Origin of the sequence: Dechloromonas sp. A34 (assembly GCF_026261605.1) — a bacterium.
Lineage (GTDB): Bacteria > Pseudomonadota > Gammaproteobacteria > Burkholderiales > Rhodocyclaceae > Azonexus.
This window is the reverse complement of record NZ_CP102486.1, coordinates 236,500-258,659: the sequence shown is the minus strand read 5'-3', so window position 1 is coordinate 258,659 and position 22,160 is coordinate 236,500. Positions and strand designations below refer to the sequence as shown.

Here is a 22,160-nt window from a genome sequence, read left to right as displayed (position 1 = left end):
GGGTATCTCCTGAGTGGTGGTGAAGTGCTGCGAACTTTAGGCGCTTGATAAGCTCGGATAAATAGACAAATATGAGCATCTTTGTTTCACGAAATGTTCATATGGACCGCCTGACCGCAATGCAAGTCTTCAGCGAAGTCGCGCAACGGGGCAGCTTCACGGCCGCCGCCGACCACCTGGGCATGACCCGGGTCATGGTCACGCGCTACGTCACGCAACTGGAAAAATGGCTGGGCGGGCGCCTGCTGCAACGCTCGACGCGACGCATCTCGCTGACCGAGGCCGGCGAATCCTGTCTCGCCCAATGCCGGCAAATGCTCGATCTGTCGGCCGAAATGCAGGACCGTTCCGGCCAGCGCGACCAGGCGCCGAAAGGGCAACTGCGCATCACGACCAGCATGTCCTTCGGGGTCGCCCACCTGGCCGCAGCGGTCAGCGACTACCTGCGGCAATACCCCGCCGTTTCGGTCGACATGCTGATGCTCGACCGCGCCATCAACCTGATCGAGGATCGCGTCGATCTAGCCATCCGCATCTCCGGCGAGCTCGACCCGAACCTGGTCGCCCGGCGCATCGCTCCCTGTCGTTCGGTAATCTGCGCCGCGCCCGACTACCTCGCCCGCCATGGCTCGCCGCAGACACCGGCCGATCTTGCCCGCCACAACTGCCTGACCTACTCCAACTTCGGCAAGGGCGAATGGCGCTTCAGCCGGGCCGGCGAAGACATCGCCGTGCCGATTGCCGGCAATCTCAGCGCCAACGAAGCCACCGTCCTGACCCAGGCCGCCCTGGCCGGCACCGGCATCGCCCTGCAACCCACCTACCTCGCCGGGCCGCTGATCCGCAGCGGCCAACTGGTCCATCTGCTGCCCGACTGGCAGCCGCCGGAACTCACCATCTGGGGTGTCTACCTGACCCGCCGCCACGTGCCGGCTTCACTGCGCACCCTGCTCGATTTCCTGGTCGCCCGCTTCGGCCAGAATCCGGCCTGGGAACTCGCTTGAGCGGCGGCTGATCGGCCTTTGGTTCAAATCTTGTTTACCCAGTCGCTGCCAGCGCCCCGCCACGCCAGGGCGAATTGCCGAGCCAGGCCGGAAGACCTTCGGCCGGCACCGGGTGGCTGACGAAGTAGCCCTGCGCCGTATCGCAGCCCAGTTGCTGCAGGCTGTTCCACAGATCCTCGGTTTCGACGCCTTCGGCGACCACCCCGAGCCCCAGGTTGTGGCCCAGTTCGATGGTCGAGCGCACGATGACCGCCGAGCCGCTGTTGCTCAGCATGCTGCCGACGAAGGACTGATCAATCTTCAACGAATCGACCGGCAGTTTTTGCAGATAGCTCAGGCTGGAATAGCCGGTACCGAAATCGTCGATCGACAGTTCGACCCCGAGATCCTTCAGGCGGAACATGGTGTCCAGCGCCCCGGCCGGATCTTCCATCAGGGCGCTTTCGGTCAATTCGAACTGGATCAGCCGGGGCGGCACGGCCCAGGTGGCGAACAGGCCGGCGATGCGCTCGATCAGTTGCGGGTCGCGCAAGTCCTGGGCCGAGAGATTGACCGCCAGCGGACAATCGATGCCCATTTCATGCCAGCTATGGCTTTGCCGGAAGGCGGTTTCGAGTACCCAGCGGGTAAGCGGCATCATCAGGCCGGCCCGCTCCGCCAGGGCGACGAACTGGCTGGTGGCGACGGCGCCATGTTCGGGGTGAAACCAGCGCACCAGCGCCTCGGCACCGCAGATGGCGCCGGAGGCGATGCCCACCTTGGGCTGGCAATAGAGCTGCAATTCGTTGCTGTCGATCGCTCGCCGCAGATCGCTCATCAGTGCGAGCCGCCGCCGCGATTCCTGATCGGCCGCGCCTTTGTAGATGGCGTAATTGCCGACGTTCTGCCGGGCCTGGGTGGCAGCGATCTTGGCCCGCCGCATCAATTCGTCCGCCGTGCCGCCATGGCCGGGAAACAGCGCCATGCCGACATGCGCGTGGGCATCGATGTCGAGCCCGGCCAGATTGACCGGCTGGCAAATGTTGCGGGTAATCTGGCGGGCCGTCTGGGTGGCGGCTTCGGCACTGACACCGGCCAGAATGAAGGCGAACTCGTCCTCGCCGACCCGGGCAATAAATTGCGTCGGCAAGATGCCTTGCAGCCGCGTCGCCATTTCCAGCAGCAAGGCGTTGCCCTCCTGGTAGCCCAGGGTGTCGCTGATTTCCTGGAAACGCCCGACCTTGACCAGCAGCACGGCCAGCGGGTGATGCAGCTGGCGCGCCTGATCGATTGCCGTATCCAGCTTTTCCTGCAGCGCGGTGCGGTTCGGGAGCCCGGTCAGGGCATCGAAATAGGCCATGCGGCGGATGGTTGCCTCGGCCTCGCGATGGCGCTCGCGAATTTGCAGGGTGGCGATGCCGAAGGCGAGGTCGTCTGCCATTTCACCGAGCAGTTGGGTGTCCCGTTCGTCGAAGGCATCCGGCTCGGCGGCGAAAATGCTCAGGTTGCCGATCGCCTGGCCGTCGATGATCAGCGGGAAGGCGGCGACCGAGGCATAGCCGCGCTTCAGGGGCTCGTTAAGGGGAACCGGCAAGGTCTGGCTGGTCAAGCTCGCGATGTCCTGAACGATGGCAGGCTTGCCGGTGCGCACAGCCTGGGCGGTCGGACCGTGGTCGTCGCCGTCGCCGGCCCAGGTGAAATGCCCCATCTCCAGGAAACCGGTCTCAAAGCCGTAATGGGCAAGCGGCCGGATGGTTTTTTCGGCATCCTGCTCAACCCGGCCGACCCAGGCCATGCGATAGCCGCCGAGTTCGACAATGACGCGACACATGTCCTGCAGCAGGCTGGGTTCGTCCACTGCCCGCAACAGAGTGCGATTTCCCGCGCTCAAGGTTTTAAGCGCCCGTTCGGCGTAGCTCATTGCCCCTCCACACGAGCCTTTCAGATTGGCTTACCGCTTTCTCTGTTTTCCGGTGCCGGAGACGGCACCGGGAGCGCTACAGCACACAAATAAACAACGTATATTCATGTTAGTGGGCGAACCCGGAAAGGCAAGCCAGCGGCGAATGGCCGGTTGCCAATCAGCGCGACGACGAAGAGAGGGAATGCAATGAAGACACTGGCCGGAAAGATTGCCTGCGGACTGCTTGCCCTGCCGCTGCTGTTCGCATGGCCGGCACTGGCCTGGGAAATGCGCGGCGAAAAAACGCTGCTCATCGAACCCCGCGAAGGCAGTCCGCTTCGTCTGGGGACGATAGTCTTCAAGCCGGCGGGTGAGCTGACTCAGTTCGAGATCAAGCTCGATCACCAGGTCTTCAAGGACTATTTCCTGTCGATGAAGGAATTCAAGTGTCTCGAGGGGCAGAGCGAAATCCAGTGCCATGTGCCCTACCCTTACGCGAATCCGCGTACGGTCAGCGCGGCCGACCTGCGCTGGCTCGAACACTCGCTGTTGTTCCTATTCAAGGCGCAGAAGGAATTCGGCGCCATACTCTGGAATGGCCTCTATTACCGCCTGCAACTAACCGACCAAGGTTTGGTCGGCACACCGGAGGCCGTCGATCTGGCCCAGATCGGCGCCCCACCCGCCGACCCTTCGACGCCGCCCTACGGACCGGTGGACCGTTCGGAGATCGCGCCGGAAACGCGCTGGTTCAAGCGGCTGCTGATTCGCTGAACGGCGAGCCCGACGTTCTCGGCACCCGCTCAGTCGGTTTCGCCAATATCCTCATTCCAGAGTCTCGGATTGCTGGCGATGAAGCCCTGCATCATGGCCATGCAGGTCGAGTCCTGGAGGACCTCCACCTGCACGCCCCGGGAGCGCAGCAAATCCTCCTCGCCCAGAAAGGTCCGGTTTTCGCCAACGACCACCCGGGGAATACCATAAAGCAGAATCGCCCCGCTGCACATCGCACAGGGCGACAAGGTCGTATAGAGGACGGACTCCCGATAGACATCGGCCGGCTGCCGACCGGCGTTTTCCAGGGCATCCATTTCGCCGTGCCGGATCGCGCTGCCCTGCTGCACGCGCCGATTGTGGCCGCGACCGAGAATGACGCCGCGATGCACGAGGACCGACCCGATCGGAATGCCGCCCTCGCCCAACCCGGCCAGGGCCTCCGCCATGGCGGCTTGCATGAATTCGTCCATCTTCCCCTCCCTCGTTGGCTATTGCCCGATCCGTAAAGTAAGCATCTCCCGAATATGCGCCAAAGTGGTCCGGTCAGCTATCGCAACCTTTCGCCACATAACAGACAACTGTCGGGTCATAGGCGGCCTCTGGTCCTGATGCCGCGTGCGTACAATCGACTAGGATATGGGTCCAACAGCTACCCAATCGAACAGAGAAGAAGAACATGGAGAATTCGAACGACCAGAACGTGGAGCTCGGCTTCGACCGGCCACTAAGCCCGAAAGATGCACTCATAGCTGATAAGCTTGGGCGCCAAGGTTACGCGCAGGCTGCGGTCAATGCCTTGGGACGAGTGAGCTCAATGGCCGGGTTTGTCATATCAGTCGAAGGCGCTTGGGGAAGCGGTAAGACGTCAACACTGGCCATGATGGAGGCGCTGCTTCGAACCAAGAACCCCGCGCCAGTTATTGTGCACTTCAACCCCTGGCTTGTCGGTGACCGCGACGCGCTGCTGCGTCACTTCTGAATCGCCCCGGGTTTGGTGGAGGCTCTAACTCTTGAGAAGATAGAGCCATGAAGAAGTCAGTTAAGTTCTCCCCCGAATTTCGTGAGCGCGCCGTGCGCATGGTTGCCGAAAGCCGTGCCGATCATCCGTCGCTGTGGTCAGCCGTTGAATCCATTGCGGTCAAGATCGGTTGCACGCCGCAGACGCTGCTGACCTGGGTGCGTCAGCACGAACGAGATGCCGGCCAGCGCGAAGGGCCGACCACGGCGGACCAGAAGCGTGTCAAGGAACTGGAGCGCGAGGTCAAAGAGCTGCGCAAAGCCAACGAGATCCTCAAGCTTGCCAGCGCGTTTTTCGCCCAGGCGGAGCTCGACCGCCGATTCAAGTCTTGAGGTCTTTCGTCGACGAGCATCGTGCTGCCTTCGGGGTCGAGCCGATCTGCAGGCAATTGCAGATTGCCCCGTCGGGCTACCGGCGTCATGTCGCTCGGCGGCGCAATCCTGAACAGCGCAGTCAGAGAGTGCGGCGTGACGAGGTGTTAGTGCCCGAGATCAAGCGCGTCTGGCAGGCCAACCTGCAGGTCTATGGTGCCGACAAGGTCTGGCGGCAACTGAACCGCGAAGGCATCGCGGTGGCCCGTTGTACGGTCGAGCGACTCATGCGGCGTCAAGGTTTGCGCGGAGTCATGCGCGGCAAGGTGGTGCGCACCACGATCAGCGACAGCAAAGCGGCTTGCCCGCTGGATCGGGTCAATCGACAGTTCAAGGCCGACCGTCCCAATCAGTTGTGGGTCTCGGACTTCACCTATGTCTCGACCTGGCAAGGCTGGTTATATGTGGCTTTTGTCATCGACGTTTTTGCCCGCCGTATCGTGGGTTGGCGAGTGAGCAGTTCCATGCATACGGACTTCGTGCTCGATGCGCTGGAACAGGCGCTGTACGCCCGTCAGCCGAGTCCCGACGAGGCCTTGATCCACCACTCGGACAGGGGCTCGCAGTACGTCTCGATCCGCTACAGCGAGCGACTGGCCGAAGCCGGGATTGAGCCATCAGTCGGCAGCAAGGGCGACAGCTACGACAACGCGCTAGCCGAGACGATTAATGGCTTGTACAAGGCGGAGATGATCCACCGGCGCGCCCCTTGGAAAACCAGGGAATCCGTGGAGCTGGCAACTCTGGAATGGGTGTCTTGGTTTAACCACCACAGGCTGCTTGAACCGATTGGCTATATCCCCCCCGCAGAAGCTGAGGCAAACTACTACAGGCAACTCGCCGATCAGGCCGCCATCGTGGCCTGACTTAAACCAACCGGCCTCCACGGAAACCGGGGCGATTCACTTCCTCTCGAAGATTGCCTCCGAGGTAAAGCTTGCCGACCATGCTACCAACGGTAAGAAGGTCGCCCGCGAGCTCAAGGCCTACGCCAAGATTTTCGACTTCATCAAGTTGGTCCCGGGCGCAGAACCCTGGGCATCGCTGGTTAAGACCGTCATTGAGTCTACTGGTGAAACGGTCGACTCGGTAGCTAGCTATAAAACACCTGATATCGAGGTCAGGAAGAAAAAGGTTGAGGAGGCACTGCGACGCTTCGGGCGACCGGTTATCGTCTTCATTGATGACATCGACCGTCTATTCCCGTCCGAAGTGTTCGAGATGGTCCGTATCGTCAAAGCGGTTGGCGACTTACCGAATGTGGGCTACGTCCTGGCCTGGGACCCGGAGTACGTGAGCGACGCATTGAAGGCGGTCAATGTGCCACGCTCAACGACGTACCTGGACAAGGTCGTCCAGCTACGGCTTCCACTGCCCGCTATCAGTCTGGAAGCTCGTGGCGCCCTCATCAACGACGCTCTCGCACGACTGCATCTCGACGCAGACAGGCCCTACTTTGCCAATTCCCAGGACCGGTTAGGGGAGTTGTACTTCTCTGGTCTACGCGAACTACTGGAGCAGCCACGAGACTTCGCGCGAGTCTTTAACACCGTCGCAGTCATCGAACCCATGCTGCGCGGAGAGGTGGTGTTGGCAGACATCATTGGGTTCGCAGCGCTAATGGTAAAAGCACCAAGCGTCTACGAACTCATGCGTATGGAGCCTCGATGGTTTGTGGGATTACTACCTGCAGATCGTGCTCTCTTTAAGAAGAGCGAGGACCTTATCAAGGAGGGAGCAACAGATCGCGATGTGGCATTTGACCAGTGCAGCAAACCGAGTGCCGTTCGCAGGTTGGTACATCGCCTGTTTCCTCTCACGGCACGGGCAGATGATGAATTTACGATGGGACGTGTGCTCGATGTCGAGGGGCATATCGCGGCGCCAGCGCGACTGCTTGTTGCGCTTCAGCTTCATGTCAGCGGTGCCGACGTTAGCTTCGTCATGGCTCGCCGTTACCTGATTCACGCTGACCAGAGAAGCCAAATTGTTAGCGCGCTAACACAGCAAAACTGCCTCGAATTTTTGGAATGTATCGGTGACGTTGCCGAGGCCATAGCTGCTAGGGGTGTTGATGATATTGAGAGGCTCTGCCTGGACATCGGTAAGCGCCCGGCGAACTCATCTGTGAATTGACGGCTTAGACCGTGAAGATAGTGTCCACTAAAAAAGATGGTGGACACGATCGATGGAAGTTAAGAAGCCGAGCCGCCGCAGGCGGACTCACCCCGAGGAGTTCAAGCAGGCAGTGATTGCTGCCTGTTGTGAGGCCGGCGCTTCAGTTGCCGGCATTGCGTTGGCCAATAGCGTCAATGCGAATCAGGTCCGTCGCTGGATGCGGGAACGGGGCATTGAGCCACCGAGCCGCAGCCTGCCGGCACGGTCGATTTCACCGGCGCGCGGCACAGAACCCGCCTTTGTGCCGGTACCGATGCCACCCATCGTCTCAAGTATCCCCGACATTCGGATCGAAGTTCGGCGTGGCAACACGGCGGTGAAGATTGAATGGCCTGGACAGGCGGCGAGCGATTGCGCCGCCTGGTTGCGAGATTGGCTACGGTGATTCGGGTCGATGCCCTGTGGTTATCGACCACGCCGCTGGATATGCGGGCGGGGACCGAGACGATCCTGGCCCGGGTCGTCTCGATGTTTGGCGAAGCCCGACCCCACCATGCCTATCTGTTTGCCAATCGCCGAGCCAACCGGATGAAAGTGCTGGTCCATGATGGATACGGTATCTGGCTAGCGAACCGTCGGCTCAATCAGGGGCGATTCTGCTGGCGGCACGGCAACAGCAGCGTCGAGCTCAGCCGGCCGCAGTTTGATGCACTCGTCCTCGGTCTGCCATGGGAACGACTGGCTGACGGCGGTGTGATCCGGATTGTTTGACGGTCCACCATTGGGGAAGTCCACGATGGTCAGATCGGGCGGCGGACGGCATCATGCCGGCCATGTCCTTGCCAACCCACCTCGACCAACTCAGCGCTGACGAACTGCGTCGCCTGCTGGTCGAGAAAGACCGCGAGTTGGACTGGCGCCAAGCCAAGATCGACAAACTCACGCATGAACTGGCGATGCACAAGCGCTGGCGCTTCGGGGTCAAGACCGAGCACTGGCCGGTCGAGCAGGCGCAACTATTCGAGGAAACCATCGATGCCGATCTGGCGGCGATGGAAGAAGAACTCGCACAACTGTCGCCGACGCCACCGAAGGCGAAAGGCCAGGCCAAACGCCAGCCGCTGCCGGCGAGTCTGCCGCGTGCCGACATTCATCATGAGCCTGAATCCACGGTCTGCCCTTGCGGCTGCACGATGAAGCGCATCGGCGAGGATGTGGCCGAGAAGCTCGATTACACGCCAGGCGTCTTCAGCGTCGAGCGCCACATTCGTGGCAAGTGGGTCTGCGGGCAGTGCGAAACGCTGATCCAGGCGCCTGTTCCGGCGCACGTTATCGACAAGGGTATTCCGACGACCGGCTTGCTCGCGCAGGTGCTGGTTGCCAAATACCTCGACCATCTGCCGCTCTATCGTCAGGAAGCGATCTTCGGTCGGGCCGGACTGGCCATTCCGCAATCGACACTCGCCCAGTGGGTAGGGAAATGCGGTGTGGCACTCCAGCCCCTGGTCGATGCCCTGAAGGATGAGATGCTCGGGCATCGGGTGCTGCATGCCGATGAAACGCCGGTGGCCATGCTTGATCCGGGGGCTGGCAAGACGCATCGAGCCTACCTCTGGTCCTACAGCATCGGCGCCTTCGAGCCGACCAAGGCGGTGATCTATGACTTTGCTGAAAGCCGTGCCGGCAGGCACGCCCAGGAATTCCTGGGTGACTGGCGCGGCACACTGATTTGCGATGATTACTCAGGCTACAAGGCACTGCTGGCCAATGGGTTGACTGAAGCCGGCTGCATGGCGCATGCCCGGCGCAAGTTCTTCGAGCTACACAGCCAGAAGCAGAGCCTGATCGCCGGCGAGGCACTGGATTGTTTCGGCAAACTCTATGGGGTCGAGCAGGAAGCTGCCGGATTCGACATCGATGAGCGACGACGAATTCGGGAGGCGAAAGCCCGACCGATTGCCGATGAATTGCATGCCTGGTTGACCCGGCAACGACAGGTGGTACCCAATGGCTCGGGGACCGCCAGGGCGATCGACTACAGCCTGAAACGCTGGGTGGCGCTGACGCATTACCTAACGGATGGCCAGGTGCCGATCGATAACAACTGGATCGAGAATCAGATCCGGCCGATCGCGCTCGGCCGCAAGAACTGGTTATTTGCCGGCAGCTTGCGCGCCGGCAAACGCGCCGCCGCGATCATGAGCCTGATCCAATCCGCCAAGCTCAATGGTCACGAGCCTTTGGCTTACCTGAAGGATGTCCTGACCCGCCTGCCGACCCAACCGGCAAGCCGCGTCGGCGACCTGCTGCCGCACCGCTGGCAACCTCAAATCACCGACTGACCTGAGTTCGCCGGGCGCTTACGGACATCGCACGTTTGGCTGATATAGAGCCGTTTCCGGCGAGGTCGAAAGACCGTTCCGGGTTTTTCCGGTTGCCGGTCGAGGATGTGGCAGTAAGAGCCATTCGACTGATCGTCAAGGCCGCTGCTACCGGCCAAGAGGCGAATCTGGCCGAGAAGATCGTTCTCGATCCCAACAACCTCACGGTTGCCATAGAGCTATTCTCGGACAGCTATCTATTCGATAAGAAGCAAGATGAAATGCTGCGCTGCCCCCCGAGGCCCAAGCGAGGCTCGCGGACAAGCTAGCAAAAAACATCCTGGAAGCCGCCAAAGCAGGCCGATTATTAACGACATGCAACCCAGGCTTGATTCTTTGGAGACTGAGCAGTGTGGCGCCCAGTGAGTGTTCGAAGGTATTTGCAGCCATGAAGTTCGCGAACCCTTCGCTCGATGACTTCTCACTTGCCATACTTAGTCACAGTTTCGACTCCACTAAGGGCCAGCGTTATTCGCTTCCTGACGACCGTTCAAAGATAGAAGCCTATTGCTCATTGAAGGAACTAAAGAAGCATGCAAACAAACGCCTTGCAGACCAAGCCCTAGAGCTTCCCGCACTCGCTGCGTGGCGGGCTGTCGTCGAGGAGAAAAGCGTGTACGGGGTAGACGGATCCTACGCTAGGGACTGACACTTCCCAAAGGCCTGACAAATCACCCGCCAGCACCCAACCCCGCCAGCGCCGCCTCAGCAAACGCCACATCCTGCGCCTCGCTCCCCCCGGAAACGCCAATCGCCCCGACCAGCACGCCCTCGTGCTTGACCGGCAAGCCGCCGCCGAATCCGACGAAGCGCTCGCGCTGCATCAGGCCGTGGCGCAGCATTTCCGAGCCTTTGGCCAGGCGGGCGTCCCATTTGGCGGTGGCGGGGCCGAAGCTGACCACGGTGTAGGCCTTGTCGAGCGCGATGTCGATCGAGTGGAAGGGCGCCCCCGGGTGGCGCTTGAAGACTAGCGGGTAGCCGGCGCGGTCGACGACGGCGACGCAGATCTTGACGCCGGCCTCGCTGGCGGCGGCGAGCGCCCGATTGGCGAGTTCATCGGCGCTGCCCAGGCCGAGCGAGGCGATCATTTCAATGTCCATGACTTTCTCCATGTGTTGCCGAAACCTGCGCCGTCAGGCGTTGGCGCAGGGTCAGCAGGAATAATACGAAAACGGTGAGTACCACCCCTTCGACCAGCAGGGTCTGGCCGGCACCGAGGACGACGGCGACGAAGCCGGCGAGCAGACCGCCCAGCGCGTCGAAGCCGAAGCGGGCGGAGGTGAAGAAGGAGACGATGCGGCCGCGGAACTGTTCGGGGGCCGAGCTTTGCAGGATCATGTTGATGCCGACGTTACACACCGAGATGCCGAAGCCGAGGGCGACCATGGCGGCCAGCGCGAGCGGCAGCCGGGTCGTCGCGCCGAAGACCAGCAGCGCCGCTGCACTGAGCGCGACGCCGGCGACCACGGCGCCGATCAGGCCGGAGACCGATTTGCGGGTGGCGAGAAAGACCGTCGAGGCAAAGGCGCCGCAGCCGGCCGCCCCCCACAGCCAGCCCAGGGTCGTCGCGTCGCCGGCGAAGACGTCGCGGGCGAAGACCGGCAGCAGCACGGCGTAGGCCGAGGCGGTCAGGTTGAGGGCGATGAGCGTGATGATCAGCCAGCGGATGGCCCAGGTCTGCCAGGCGTAGCGCACGCCTTCCTTGAAGACCTGGCCGACCGAACCCTGGGCGCGCTTGGGCGGTTCGCTGCGAACCAGCCGGATGGCGGCGATCAGGGCGAGGAAGGAAAAACCGTTGATCGCGAAGCAGAAGGCTTCCGAAGTCACGCCGAGGAGCAGGCCGGCAATCGGCGGGCCGATGAAGCGGCCGGCGTTGAACAGCATGGCGTTCAAGGCCAGGGCGTTGGGCAGGTCATCGCGACTGCCGACGAAGCTGCCGATCAGCGACTGGCGCAGCGGCGCGTCGAAGCTGCTCAGGGTGCCGAGGGCCAGCGCCATGAGCACGATGAAGCTGGGGGTTATCCAGTCCAGCCAGCACAGGCCGGCGAGCACGAAGGCCTGGAGGGCCATCAACGACTGGACGCCGATCAGCCATTTTTTCTTGTCGTGCTTGTCGATCCAGGCGCCGGCCAGCGGGCCGACCACCAGCTGCGGGATCAGGCCGCAGAAGGCGGTGATGCCGAGCAGCGCGGCCGAGCCGGTGAGCCGGTAGACCAGCCAGGAGAGCGCCACCTGCTGGATCCACGAACCGAGGATGGAGACCGCCTGGCCGGCGAAATAGAGGCGGAAATTGCGGTGGGCCAAGGCGCGCATGCCGGCCGGCAGACGGCTGGTGCGTGGGGAGGATGCGGTCATCGAGGGTCGGGAGTCAGCGCTGGCCGCGCCGGTACAGCAGATAACCGGCGAGCGAGGCGGCGGTGGTCGCCAGGATGGCCCATGCCATCGGTCGCCCACTGCCGTCGTGATGATAGCTGACCGCCGCGCTGGCCAGCATGCCGAGGCCGAACTGGCTGGCCCCGAACAGGGCGGCCGCGGCGCCGGCATTCTGCGGGTAACGGGACATGAGCAGGCCGACGCAGTTGGCGCCGAGCAGGCCGGTCATGCTGACCACGATGAACAGGCTGCCGATCACTGCCGGCACGGCGTCGGCCAGGCCGCTCGCCAGCCAGAGCAGCAGCGCCCCGGTAAAGCCGGCGGCCGAGCCGATGCCGGCCATCACGGCCGGACCCTGGCTTTTGGCCAGGCGGCTGTTCAGGTAATTGGCGGCAAAGATGCCGACCGCGTTGGCGGCGAAGAGCAGGCCGTAGGCGGTGGGCGAAAAGCCGTTGAGTTCGATGAAATAGAAGGGGCTGGCCGTGATGTAGGCGAACATCGCGGCGAAGGACATGCCGCCGGCCAACAGCAGGCCGAGCGCCACGGGGTCGCGCAGCAGGCTGCCGTAGATGGCGAAGGCCCGGCCCAGCGGCAGTTGACCGCGGCGCTCGGCGGGCAGGGTTTCCGGCAGCTGGAACCAGACGACCAGCAGGCTGAGCACGCCCCAGACAACGACCGCCGCGAAAGTGCCGCGCCAGCCGAACTGGCCGAGCAGCAGGCTGCCGAGCACCGGGGCCAGCAGCGGCGCGATGGCTGTCACCATGGCCATCAGCGACAGCTTGCGGATGGCTTCGGTCGGCGTGTAAACGTCGCGGACCACGGCCCGCGCCAGCACCGAGGCCGCCCCGCCGCCCAGGGCCTGGACGAAGCGGGCGGCGATCAGTTGCTCGACCGAAGTCGCCAACATGCAGGCCAGGCTGGCCAGGGCAAACAGCGCGATGCCGGTCAGCATCACCGTGCGCCGGCCGTAGCGGTCGGAGATCGGGCCGTAGAACAGCATGCCCAGCGAAAAGCCGGCGAGGAAGACGGTGATCGACAGTTGCACCGCCTCGGCCGAGGCCGAGAGGCCAGCCGCGATGGCCGGCAGGGCCGGCAGGTAGAGGTCGATGGCGAGCGGCCCGAAGGCGACCAGCGCCCCGAGCAACAAAATGAAACGGCCCTCGCGGGCCGGTTCGATGGCGGGAGTGGTCATTAAGAATGTGTCCGCTTGATAGGTCATTCCCGCGAAAGCGGGAATCCAGGCCGCAGTGCATTTCTGGATTCCCGCCTACGCGGGAATGACAACGGTTGTCTACAACCCACCCAGCGCCAGGTACTTGGTCTCCATGTACTCGTCGAGGCCGTGACTGGAACCTTCGCGGCCGATGCCGGACATCTTGACGCCACCGAACGGCGCGACTTCGGTCGAAATCAGGCCGGTATTGACGCCGACCATGCCGTATTCGAGCTGCTTCGAGACGCGCCAGACGCGACCGTGGTCTTTCGAGAAGAAGTAGGCGGCGAGGCCGAATTCGGTGTCGTTGGCCATCTGCACGGCTTCGGCTTCGGTCTTGAAGCGGAACAGCGGGGCGACCGGCCCGAAGATTTCTTCCTTCGCCACCGCCATGCCGGGCACCACGTCGGCCAGGATGGTCGGCTCGAACCAGGTGCGGCCCAGCGCATGGCGCTTGCCGCCGGTGACGACGCGGGCGCCTTTATCGACGGCGTCCTTGACCAGTTCCTCGACCTTGTTGATCGCGGCATCGTCGATCAGCGGCCCCTGGGTGACGCCCTCTTCCGTACCGTGGCCGACCTTGAGCGCCGAAACGGCGGCGGCCAGCTTGGCGGCGAAGGCCTCATAGACGCCGTCCTGGACCAGGAAGCGATTGGAGCAGACGCAGGTCTGGCCGGCATTGCGGTATTTGGAGGCCATGGCGCCGGCGACGGCGGCGTCGAGATCGGCATCGTCGAAGACGATGAACGGGGCGTTGCCGCCGAGTTCCAGCGACATTTTCTTGACCGTGCCGGCGCACTGCTGCATCAGCAACTGACCGATGGGGGTCGAGCCGGTGAAGGTCAGCTTGCGGACAATCGGGCTGGCCGTCATGACACCACCGATGGCGCTCGCCTTGCCGGTCACCACACTGAAGACACCTGCAGGGACGCCGGCCCGTTCGGCCAGTTCGGCCAGGGCCAGGGCGGAAAGCGGGGTCTGCTCGGCCGGCTTGAGGATGATGGTGCAGCCGGCGGCCAGGGCCGGGGCGACCTTGCGGGTGATCATTGCCGACGGGAAATTCCACGGCGTGATCGCGGCGCAGACGCCGACTGGTTCCTTGGTGACGACCAATTGGCGGTCCTTGAAGGGCGACGGGATGACTTCGCCGTAAGCGCGCTTGGCTTCCTCGGCGAACCACTCGATGTAGGCGGCGGCGTAGGCGATCTCGCCACGGGATTCGGCGAGGGGCTTGCCTTGTTCGGCGGTCATCAGCGCGGCGAGGTCTTCCTGGTGGGTCATGAGCAGGTCGAACCAGCGGCGGAGGATGCGGGAACGCTCGGCGGCGGTGGTTTCGCGCCAGGTTTTGAGGGCTTCATCAGCGGCGGCGATGGCGCGCTCAGTTTCGGCGGTGCCGCAGCGGGGGACGGTGGCGATGGTTTCGCCAGTCGCCGGATTGGTGACGGGGAAGGTTTCGCCGTTGTCGGCGGGGGTCCAGGTGCCGTTGATGTAGCAGGATTGGCGGAGGAGGTTGGGGTCAGTTAGGGACAGCATGGGGTTGTTCTCCTATTGGTTTCTTTAATTGGGCATTTTGCGACTAATTAGCCGGGGTTCCGCCCTTGCGGGGCGTCTCACTTTTTCTTGCTTCGCCAAGAAAAAGTAAGCAAAAAGAAGGCGACCCTAGGTCGGTGCCGGCTACGCCGGTACCCTGCGCTACTCGAAACGCCGGGCGGCTGCGCAACTCGGGGCTGCGCCCCTCAAACAGTGCTCGCCGAAGGCCCCCGGCGCTTCTGCGTTGCTCGGCACCTCTCAAGGGGCCCGGTGAAACAACGCGCGCTGAACGGTCTGTCTCGTTATTCCCGGGCAGGCGGGAATCCATGCCTGGGACTGGACTCCCGCCTGCGCGGGAGTGACGGTGGTTGGGGCCGGGCTCGGTTTTGACTTTCGGGTCCCCGTGTGGAGCGCCGAGCAACGCAGAAGCCGGCGGATAAGGGCGAGGACTGTCTGAGGGCGTAGCCCGAGTTCCGCAGCCCCCGCCGACTTCGAGTAGCGCAGGGCAGTCGGCAACGCCGACCGCGTAACCCGGGGTCGCCTTCTTTTTGGCTACTTTTTCTTGGCGAAGCAAGAAAAAGTACGCCCGCCAACAAGGCGGAAACCCAAGCCCGAGCACGGGAAACAGCATTAGTAAGCCGCCCCGGTCTTCCCGGATTCAGCCTTCTTGAACCTGTCGGCCAGAGCCACCGCCGAATTCCGCAGCAGCAGCGCATCCACCCCAACCAACAGGAAGTTTGCCCCAATCTGCCGATAAGCCTCGGCAGCCACTGGATCGGCAGAGAACACCCCAGCCGCCTTGCCAGCCGCCGCAATCCTGCGAATCGCCCCCTCAACCGCTGCCTTGACCTCCGGATGCCCCGGATTCCCGAGATACCCCATCGAAGCCGCAAGATCGGACGGCCCGATGAACACCGCATCGACACCCTCAACGCACAAAATATCGTCCAGCCCAACCAACCCAGCCATCGACTCGATCTGCACGATCAAACACATTTCCTCGTCGGCGTGAGCAAAGTAGCCCTCTACGCCATTCCAGCGCGCCGCCCGGGCCATCGCCGTGCCCACCCCGCGCATACCGTGCGGCGGATAACGCATGGCGCGGACCAGCTTTTCGGCATCGGCCGCGCTTTCGACCATCGGCACCATCAACGTCTGGACGCCGCCGTCGAGCAGCTGCTTGATGCGCGCCACGTCGTGATCGACGGTGCGCACCACCGGCCGCACCGGGTACGGGGCCAGGGCCTGCAACTGTTCGATGATCGAACGCAGGTCGTTCGGACCGTGCTCGCCGTCGATCAGCAGCCAGTCGAATCCGGTGCCGGCGACTATTTCGGCGGTGTAGGCGTTGGCCAGGCCGAGAAAGAGGCCGATCTGGGTTTCGCCGGCGGCCAGCGCGCGCTTGAATGAGTTGAGGGGCATGTCCATGATCGGCTCCGGTGGCTTAGACGAAACGGCAGGTGATGTTGCCGAGCGGGCCGTAATCGACATGGAAGGTGTCGCCGCGGCTGGCCGGCACCGGCCGGGTGAAGGAGCCGGCGAGGATGATCTGGCCCGGCTCGAGCGCCACGCCGTGCGGCGCGAAACGCTTGGCCAGCCAGGCGATGCCATTCGCCGGGTGGTTCAGGACGCCGGCGGCGACGCCGGTTTCCTCGATGATGCCGTTGCGGTAGAGCAAGGCGGAAACCCAGCGCAGATCGACATCCATCGGCTTGATCGGCCGGCCGCCCATGATGATGCCGGCGTTGGCGGCGTTGTCGGAGATGGTGTCGAAAACCTTGCGCGGCCGCTTGCTGTCGGGGTCGATGCGCTGCGAGCGGGCGTCGATCAGTTCGAGCGCCGGGATCACGTAGTCGGTGGCGGACAGCACGTCGAGCATCGTGACGTTTTCACCTTCGAGGCGGTCTTTCAGGATGAAGGCCAGCTCGACTTCGATCATCGGCACGATGAAGCGGTCGACCGGAATCTCGCCGCCATCGGCGAAAACCATGTCGTCGAGCAGTGTGCCGTAATCCGGCTCGTCAATCTGCGACGACATCTGCATGGCGCGTGAGGTCAGGCCAATCTTGTGGCCGACGATCTTGCGGCCTTCGGCGATCTTCATGTCGACCCAGGCCTTCTGGATGGCGTAGGCGTCGGGGATGGTGATTTCCGGGTAGTCCAGCGAGACCTGGCGGATCTGCTGGCGGGTCTTCTCGGCTTCGTGGAAGCGGCGGGCGGTCGCTTCGATCAGGTCTTGGGGAAACATGGTCAGTCCTCTTGGTGGGCTATTCCTTGTGCAAGTCAGTTGTGACGCGAAGACGAGCCGCAGACAGTGCGATTAGCACGGCAAGGCGATGTCGACAAAGTCACGGCTGGCTTGCGCAAGGAATTAGGTCTTCTTGTAGCGCGGGTGGATATTGTTTTTCTTCCAGGTGCCGGCTTCGCTGAATTCGGAGAATTCCATCGACAGCGCCAGTCCGCGCTCGGCAAAAATGGCGGCGAAGTGTTCAGTGATCATTGCGAACAGTTCGTCGCAGGCTTTCTTCTTTTCCGCCTCAGAGCGCCCGGCGCCGACCTTCAGCGAGGCATGGACGAAGGCGTCGTCGGGCTGGCTGCCGTCGGCGATGCAATAGTCCCTGAGCCAGACGACGCGGGAGCGGATGCCCCGATCGGGAATACCCCACCCTGGGCGATCAGCACCTGGTTGGATTTCTTGAGCAGCCCCGGAATATCGGCTTTCGCCGTATCGAGGTTGTTGGTGATTTCATAAACAAGATGGGGCATTTCCCGCTCCTTGGGAGGTTAGGCCAGGGCCAGTTCGGCTTCTTCGCGGTGGCTGACGGCCGGGATGCCGGCCACCGGCAGGCTGACGACGACCTGGCCGGTACCCGAGCTTTCGAAGTAGGGGCAGACGATCTCGGCCTTGCCTTCGAACTTGTCCCAGCCGATGGCGCCGAACAGCATCGCGGTGTCGTGCATCTTGCCTTCGCCGGTGCAGTACTGGGCGTACTCGGGCAGCATGCGCAGGAAGGTGTCCCACTCGCCGCCTTCCCAGAGTTGCAGGGCGCGCAGGTCGACCTGTTTGTTGAATTCGCGGCTGATCGAATTGAAGCCTTCCTCGACCAGGCGGTTTTCCCAGATCTGGTGCGACATCGAACCGGAAGCGACGATGGCGACCTTGCAGTTGCTGCGGGCGACTGCCTTGGCCAGCGCTTCGCCAAGGATGCGCGACTCTTCCAGGCTGCCGAAGGTGCTCCAGCCGGCGATCGAAATGACGCGGATCTTGCCTTCCGGGTTCATGTAGCGCATGGGCAGAATCGTGCCGTATTCGAGATCGAGCGAAGCGACCTGGTGGGCGCGCGTCTTGACACCCATGGCGGTGGCTTCCTCGGCGATCAGGTTGCCGAGTTCCGGGTTGCCCGGGAATTCGTAGGGCAGGTCCTGGATGAAATGCGGGAACTCGTGGCTGGTGTAGTTGCCCTTGTGCACCGCATTGTTGTTGATGTGGTAACCGGCATTGACCAGCCAGTGGGTGTCGAACACGATGAAGGTATCGACCCCCAGCTCGACGGCACGGCGGCCGAGTTCGCGCTCGGCGTCGATCGCCGCCTGGCGGCAGCCCTGGGCCGGGCCGGGCATTTCGGAAATAAGCATCGACGGCACGTGGGTGCACTTGATGGCCATAAGGATTTCGCCCATGAGTTTGTCTCCTGAAGAATTGTTGTCGGTTTCTCTATCGGGGAATCGAATGGTCTGGCGTCTGGCTTAAAGCTCTTTTAGACCGGGAAAATGGCGTTGATCTGGCCGGTGCCGGAGGAACCGAAGTAAGGCGTCACCACTTCGGCCTTGCCTTCGTACTGGTCCCAGCCGAGCACGCCGAGCAGCATCGCGGTGTCGTGCATGTTGCCCTCGCCGTGGCACTTGACAGCGTACTCGGGCAGCATGCCGCAGAAGGTCTTCCAGTCGCCCTTCTGCCACAGGTCGACGACGTGGTGATCGACGGTTTCCAGGAACGGATCCCAGACCTTGTGCAGGAACTGGTCGGAAACGCCGTTCTGGGCGAAGCGGTGCGACAGCGAACCGGAAGCCAGCACGGCGACGTTGCCTGCGCAGTTTTCCTCGATGGCGCGGCGCACGGCGCGGCCGAGTTCGACCGAGTCCGGCAGGTTATGCACAGTGCACAGCGCGGAGATCGAGACGACCTTGAAACGCTTGTCCTCGTTCATGTAGCGCATCGGGACCAGAGTGCCGTATTCGAGCGCCAGGCTGGTCGCGTCGTGGGCGCGGGTCAGCACACCGGCGGCCGTGGCCTGCTCGGCGATGGCCTTGCCCAGTTCCGGATTGCCCTGGTACGAGAAGGGCATGTTCTTGATGAAGTGCGGCAGTTCGTTGGAGGTGTAGATGCCCTCCCAGCTCGGCGCGCAATTGATGTGGTAGCCGGAATTGACCAGCCAGTGCGTGTCGAAGACGACAATGGTATCGACGTTCAGCTCACGCATGCGGCGGGCGATTTCCTTGTGGCCGTCGATGGCGGCCTGGCGGCAGCCCTTGTGCGGGCCGTCCTGTTCTGACAGGTACATCGACGGCACGTGGGTGATCTTGGCGGCGAGAACGAGTTTGCCCATGGCTTATACCCCCCAGCGCGGGATGTGATGGCTGCCGTAGGAGACGGCGATGTTCTTGGCCTCGCAGAACACTTCGTAGCTGTAGTGGTTGCCTTCGCGGCCGGTGCCGGAGGCCTTGGAACCGCCGAAGGGCTGGCGCAGGTCGCGAACGTTCTGGCTATTGACGAAGGTCATGCCCGACTCGATGGCCTTGGCCAGGCGGATGGCGCGACCGGTGTTGTTGGTCCACAGATAGGACGACAAACCGTAGGGCGTGTCGTTGGCGATGCGCACGGCGTCCTCTTCGGCCTTGAAGCGGATGATGCAGGGCACCGGCCCGAAGATTTCTTCCTGGGCGATGCGCATCTTGTTGTCGACATCGGCGAAGACGGTCGGCTGGACCCAGAAACCCTTCTTGAACTTGTCGTCGACCAGCGGCGTGCCGCCGCCGAAGACGACCTTGGCGCCTTCCTGCTTGCCGAGTTCGATGTAGTAATTGACCTTGTCCATGTGACCCTTGGAGATCATCGGGCCGATGATGGTGTTCTGGTCCATCGGGTCGCCCACGGTCAGGCGCGAGGCGCGGGCCGCGAAGTCGGCGACGAACTTGTCGTAGATGCCGGCCTGAACAATGATCCGCGAGCCAGCCGTGCAGCGTTCGCCGTTGTTCGAGAAGATCATGAAGATGGCGGCGTCGAGGGCGCGTTCGTAATCGGCGTCGTCAAAGATGATGAAGGGCGACTTGCCGCCCAGTTCCATCGAGAACTTCTTGAGGCCGGCGGCCTTGACGATGCGGTTGCCGGTGGCGGTGGAGCCGGTGAAGGAGATCGAACGGACATCCGGGTGCGAAACCAGCGGTTCGCCGGCCTTGTCGCCGAAGCCATGAACGACGTTGAAGACGCCGGCCGGGATGCCGGCTTCGAGGGCCAGTTCGCCGAGGCGATTGGCGGTCAGCGGCGAGAGTTCCGACATCTTCATCACGGCCGTATTGCCGAAAGCCAAGCAGGGCGCGGTCTTCCAGGTGGCAGTCATGAACGGCACGTTCCACGGCGAGATCAGCGCGCAGACGCCGACCGGCTGCCACAGCGTGTAGTTGAGGTGGCCGGTGTCGGAATCGTAAGTTTCGCCATGCATGTGCTGGATCAGCTCGGCGAAGTAGTTGAAGTTGTCGGAAGCGCGCGGAATCAGCACGCGCTTGGTCTGGTTGGTGACCTGGCCGCAGTCGGCGGTTTCCATGTCGGCAATCGGCTCGACATTGGCAGCAATCAGTTCGCCCAGCTTGCGCACCAGACGGGCGCGTTCCTTGACCGGTGTCGCGGCCCAACCCGGAAAGGCGGCCTTGGCGGCGGCGACGGCGGCGTTGATTTCTTCCTGGCCGCCGCTGGCGACGGTGTCGATGACTTCGCCGGTAGCCGGGTTGAGGGTTTCGAAGGTTTCCTTGCTGCCGACCTTCTGGCCGTTGATGATGTGATGAATCATGCTGTTCTCGCTTTCTTTATACGGTGGCGAAATACGTCTGGTCGTCGACGATGGTGTTGATCAGGCAGCAGACACCTTCCACTTCAGTCTCGATGACATCGCCGGCCTTGACGTCGGCCAGGCCTTCCGGCGTGCCGGTCAGGATGATGTCACCGGGGTTCAGGGTCATGAAGGAGGTCAGATATTCGATCAGAGTCGGGATGTCGAAAATCATGTCGGCGGTCGTGCCCTGCTGGGTCGTCTTGCCGTTGACCCGCGTCGTCAGCTTCAGTGCCATCGGGTTGGTCACATCGTCGCGGTCGACCAGCCAGGGGCCGAGCGGCGTGCAGCCGTCACGGTTCTTGACGCGCAGGTTCGGGCGGTAATAGTTCTCGAGGTAGTCACGGATGGCGTAGTCGTTGGCCACCGTGTAACCGGCAACCATCTCCATCGCCTCGGCCTTGGCGACGTTCTTGCCGGTCTTGCCGATGACCACGGCCAGCTCGCACTCATAGTGCATGTAGGTGGCGTCGGCCGGGCGGCGGGTCTGGGCCCGGTGACCGACGATGGTGTTCGGCCCTTTCAAGAAGGCGAGCGGCACTTCCGGCGCCTTGAAAGCCAGTTCCTTGGCGTGGTCGGCGTAGTTGAGGCCGAGCGCGAAGACGGCGCCGGGGACGACCGGCGGCAGCCAGCTGACGTCGGCTTCATTGAGCAAACGGCCATCGGCCAGACGGACACGGCCATCGGCGGCCTGCGTCACTTGGTGGATGGCGCCCTGATAGGCAATGCGACCGCGCTTCATGCCTGCGCTCCTTGAATCGAGAATTGGAGACTGCCGACGCCTTCGGCACTAATCCTGACCTGGCTGCCGGCCGCCACCTGCGGCGCCTGGTAGCTAACTCCGACCAGCAGCACGTCGCCCTGGGCGAGCGTCATGAACTCGCTGACGTCGACCAGCAGTTGCGCCGGATCGCGCACCAGATCGGCCAACGAACGCTGCTCGACGAGCAGGCCGTCGAATTCGGTGCGCAATTGCAGATGGGCCAGATCGACCAGCGGCTTGACCGAGGACAGCGGCAGCGAACCGTCGAAGCACTTTTCGCGGATCGCCGGGCGGTAGTAGCTGGCGTGCGGCAGGCTGAGGTCGGCGGCGAGCACGATGCCGGCCACGGCGGCCAGCGCATTGTCGCGGTTCAGGCGGCCGGAGGCGCGACCGATGACCAGACCGATGGTGGCGCCGACTTCGACGTTATTCGCGCCGGCCGGCAGGCTGACGGTCCCGCCGCAGGCAACCCGGGTGTTGGCCGGCTTGATGTACATCGCCGGGGCCTGCGGGGCGCCCTTGTAAGGCGCCGCTTCCAGCGCTTCGCTGCCGATCTTGCGGACGGAAGCGCGGTCGTTGAGGACGACGCCGTAAACCGTGCCGCTGACTTTCTGTTCAATCATTGA

Annotated in this window: 21 protein-coding genes, 1 pseudogene and 1 other annotated feature; of the genes and pseudogenes, 8 read left to right on the top strand and 14 right to left on the bottom strand. The window is 63.0% G+C overall.

The genetic code is table 11. From position 1 onward, the window contains the following. Positions 1-101 precede the first annotated feature (101 nt). Positions 102-1,004, top strand: coding sequence for a LysR family transcriptional regulator (locus NQE15_RS01285; RefSeq protein ID WP_265945842.1), 903 nt, complete (start codon positions 102-104; stop codon positions 1,002-1,004). Between the two features lie 34 nt (positions 1,005-1,038). Here the strand turns inward: NQE15_RS01285 and NQE15_RS01280 are convergent, their stop codons facing one another. Further along, on the bottom strand, positions 1,039-2,904 hold the full coding sequence (locus tag NQE15_RS01280) for a GGDEF domain-containing protein (RefSeq protein WP_265945840.1): 1,866 nt from the start codon (positions 2,902-2,904) through the stop codon (positions 1,039-1,041). Between the two features lie 189 nt (positions 2,905-3,093). Between NQE15_RS01280 and NQE15_RS01275 the strand changes: the two genes are divergently transcribed. Further along, positions 3,094-3,660 carry a hypothetical protein gene (locus NQE15_RS01275; RefSeq protein WP_265945838.1) on the top strand — a complete coding sequence of 189 codons (567 nt, stop codon included), beginning with the start codon at positions 3,094-3,096 and terminating at the stop codon, positions 3,658-3,660. 29 nt (positions 3,661-3,689) lie between these two features. Here NQE15_RS01275 and NQE15_RS01270 read toward each other — a convergent pair whose 3' ends face one another. Further along, complete coding sequence (locus NQE15_RS01270) at positions 3,690-4,133, bottom strand: nucleoside deaminase (RefSeq protein ID WP_265945836.1); 444 nt, start codon at positions 4,131-4,133, stop codon at positions 3,690-3,692. A gap of 206 nt (positions 4,134-4,339) precedes the next feature. On the opposite strand from NQE15_RS01270, the gene NQE15_RS01265 reads away from it, so the two are divergent. The 6 genes from NQE15_RS01265 to tnpC all read left to right on the top strand — a co-directional run bounded on the left by NQE15_RS01265 (position 4,340) and on the right by tnpC (position 9,512). Continuing rightward, positions 4,340-4,642, top strand: a complete 303-nt coding sequence (locus tag NQE15_RS01265) for a P-loop NTPase fold protein (protein ID WP_265945835.1) — start codon at positions 4,340-4,342, stop codon at positions 4,640-4,642. Positions 4,643-4,689: 47 nt separating this feature from the next. After that, positions 4,690-5,918 (top strand): IS3 family transposase gene (locus NQE15_RS01260; RefSeq protein WP_265941681.1). Its coding sequence is split into 2 segments (ribosomal slippage): positions 4,690-4,978 and positions 4,978-5,918, totalling 1,230 coding nucleotides; the frame shifts between segments, so codons are not numbered across the junction. Next, positions 4,968-5,084: a sequence feature (AL1L pseudoknot), on the top strand. Its footprint overlaps the gene before it by 117 nt. Further along, positions 5,842-7,188, top strand: a complete 1,347-nt coding sequence (locus NQE15_RS01255; protein ID WP_265945834.1) for a KAP family P-loop NTPase fold protein — start codon at positions 5,842-5,844, stop codon at positions 7,186-7,188. The genes NQE15_RS01260 and NQE15_RS01255 overlap by 77 nt, the downstream gene beginning before the upstream one ends. A gap of 52 nt (positions 7,189-7,240) precedes the next feature. Next, positions 7,241-7,615 (top strand): transposase, encoded by a 375-nt coding sequence (locus NQE15_RS01250; RefSeq protein WP_265942633.1) that lies wholly within the window; start codon positions 7,241-7,243, stop codon positions 7,613-7,615. Then, complete coding sequence (gene tnpB / locus NQE15_RS01245) at positions 7,558-7,941, top strand: IS66 family insertion sequence element accessory protein TnpB (RefSeq protein WP_265942632.1); 384 nt, start codon at positions 7,558-7,560, stop codon at positions 7,939-7,941. Before NQE15_RS01250 ends, tnpB begins: the two co-directional genes overlap by 58 nt. Before the next feature lie 62 nt (positions 7,942-8,003). Beyond that, complete coding sequence (gene tnpC, locus NQE15_RS01240; protein ID WP_265950075.1) at positions 8,004-9,512, top strand: IS66 family transposase; 1,509 nt, start codon at positions 8,004-8,006, stop codon at positions 9,510-9,512. A 710-nt stretch (positions 9,513-10,222) separates the two neighbouring features. On the opposite strand, the gene NQE15_RS01235 is transcribed toward tnpC, so the two are convergent. The 12 genes and pseudogenes from NQE15_RS01235 to NQE15_RS01180 form a co-directional block, all read right to left on the bottom strand. Further along, complete coding sequence (locus tag NQE15_RS01235; RefSeq protein ID WP_265945833.1) at positions 10,223-10,651, bottom strand: GlcG/HbpS family heme-binding protein; 429 nt, start codon at positions 10,649-10,651, stop codon at positions 10,223-10,225. Then, positions 10,641-11,906, bottom strand: coding sequence for an MFS transporter (locus NQE15_RS01230; protein ID WP_265945832.1), 1,266 nt, complete (start codon positions 11,904-11,906; stop codon positions 10,641-10,643). Before NQE15_RS01230 ends, NQE15_RS01235 begins: the two co-directional genes overlap by 11 nt. A 13-nt stretch (positions 11,907-11,919) precedes the next feature. After that, positions 11,920-13,116: a Bcr/CflA family multidrug efflux MFS transporter gene (locus NQE15_RS01225; RefSeq protein ID WP_265945831.1), complete on the bottom strand. Its 1,197-nt coding sequence runs from the start codon at positions 13,114-13,116 to the stop codon at positions 11,920-11,922. Between the two features lie 99 nt (positions 13,117-13,215). Then, entirely contained in the window at positions 13,216-14,670 is a 1,455-nt protein-coding gene (locus tag NQE15_RS01220) for an NAD-dependent succinate-semialdehyde dehydrogenase (protein WP_265945830.1), read from the bottom strand. 627 nt (positions 14,671-15,297) lie between these two features. Then, a complete protein-coding gene (locus NQE15_RS01215) occupies positions 15,298-16,095 on the bottom strand; it encodes an HpcH/HpaI aldolase/citrate lyase family protein (RefSeq protein WP_265945829.1) in 798 nt (265 codons plus the stop codon). Positions 16,096-16,111: 16 nt separating this feature from the next. Beyond that, positions 16,112-16,915: a 2-oxo-hept-4-ene-1,7-dioate hydratase gene (gene hpaH / locus NQE15_RS01210; RefSeq protein ID WP_265945828.1), complete on the bottom strand. Its 804-nt coding sequence runs from the start codon at positions 16,913-16,915 to the stop codon at positions 16,112-16,114. A 123-nt stretch (positions 16,916-17,038) separates the two neighbouring features. Further along, positions 17,039-17,433, bottom strand: a pseudogene (locus tag NQE15_RS01205) (5-carboxymethyl-2-hydroxymuconate Delta-isomerase). A gap of 18 nt (positions 17,434-17,451) precedes the next feature. Then, positions 17,452-18,348 carry a 3,4-dihydroxyphenylacetate 2,3-dioxygenase gene (gene hpaD, locus NQE15_RS01200; RefSeq protein WP_265945827.1) on the bottom strand — a complete coding sequence of 299 codons (897 nt, stop codon included), beginning with the start codon at positions 18,346-18,348 and terminating at the stop codon, positions 17,452-17,454. Between the two features lie 77 nt (positions 18,349-18,425). Beyond that, on the bottom strand, positions 18,426-19,274 hold the full coding sequence (gene hpaD / locus NQE15_RS01195) for a 3,4-dihydroxyphenylacetate 2,3-dioxygenase (RefSeq protein WP_265945826.1): 849 nt from the start codon (positions 19,272-19,274) through the stop codon (positions 18,426-18,428). 3 nt (positions 19,275-19,277) lie between these two features. Then, entirely contained in the window at positions 19,278-20,732 is a 1,455-nt protein-coding gene (gene hpaE, locus NQE15_RS01190; RefSeq protein ID WP_265945825.1) for a 5-carboxymethyl-2-hydroxymuconate semialdehyde dehydrogenase, read from the bottom strand. Positions 20,733-20,748: 16 nt separating this feature from the next. After that, entirely contained in the window at positions 20,749-21,513 is a 765-nt protein-coding gene (locus NQE15_RS01185; protein WP_265945824.1) for a fumarylacetoacetate hydrolase family protein, read from the bottom strand. After that, positions 21,510-22,157 (bottom strand): fumarylacetoacetate hydrolase family protein, encoded by a 648-nt coding sequence (locus NQE15_RS01180; RefSeq protein WP_265945823.1) that lies wholly within the window; start codon positions 22,155-22,157, stop codon positions 21,510-21,512. The genes NQE15_RS01185 and NQE15_RS01180 overlap by 4 nt, the downstream gene beginning before the upstream one ends. Positions 22,158-22,160 lie beyond the last annotated feature (3 nt).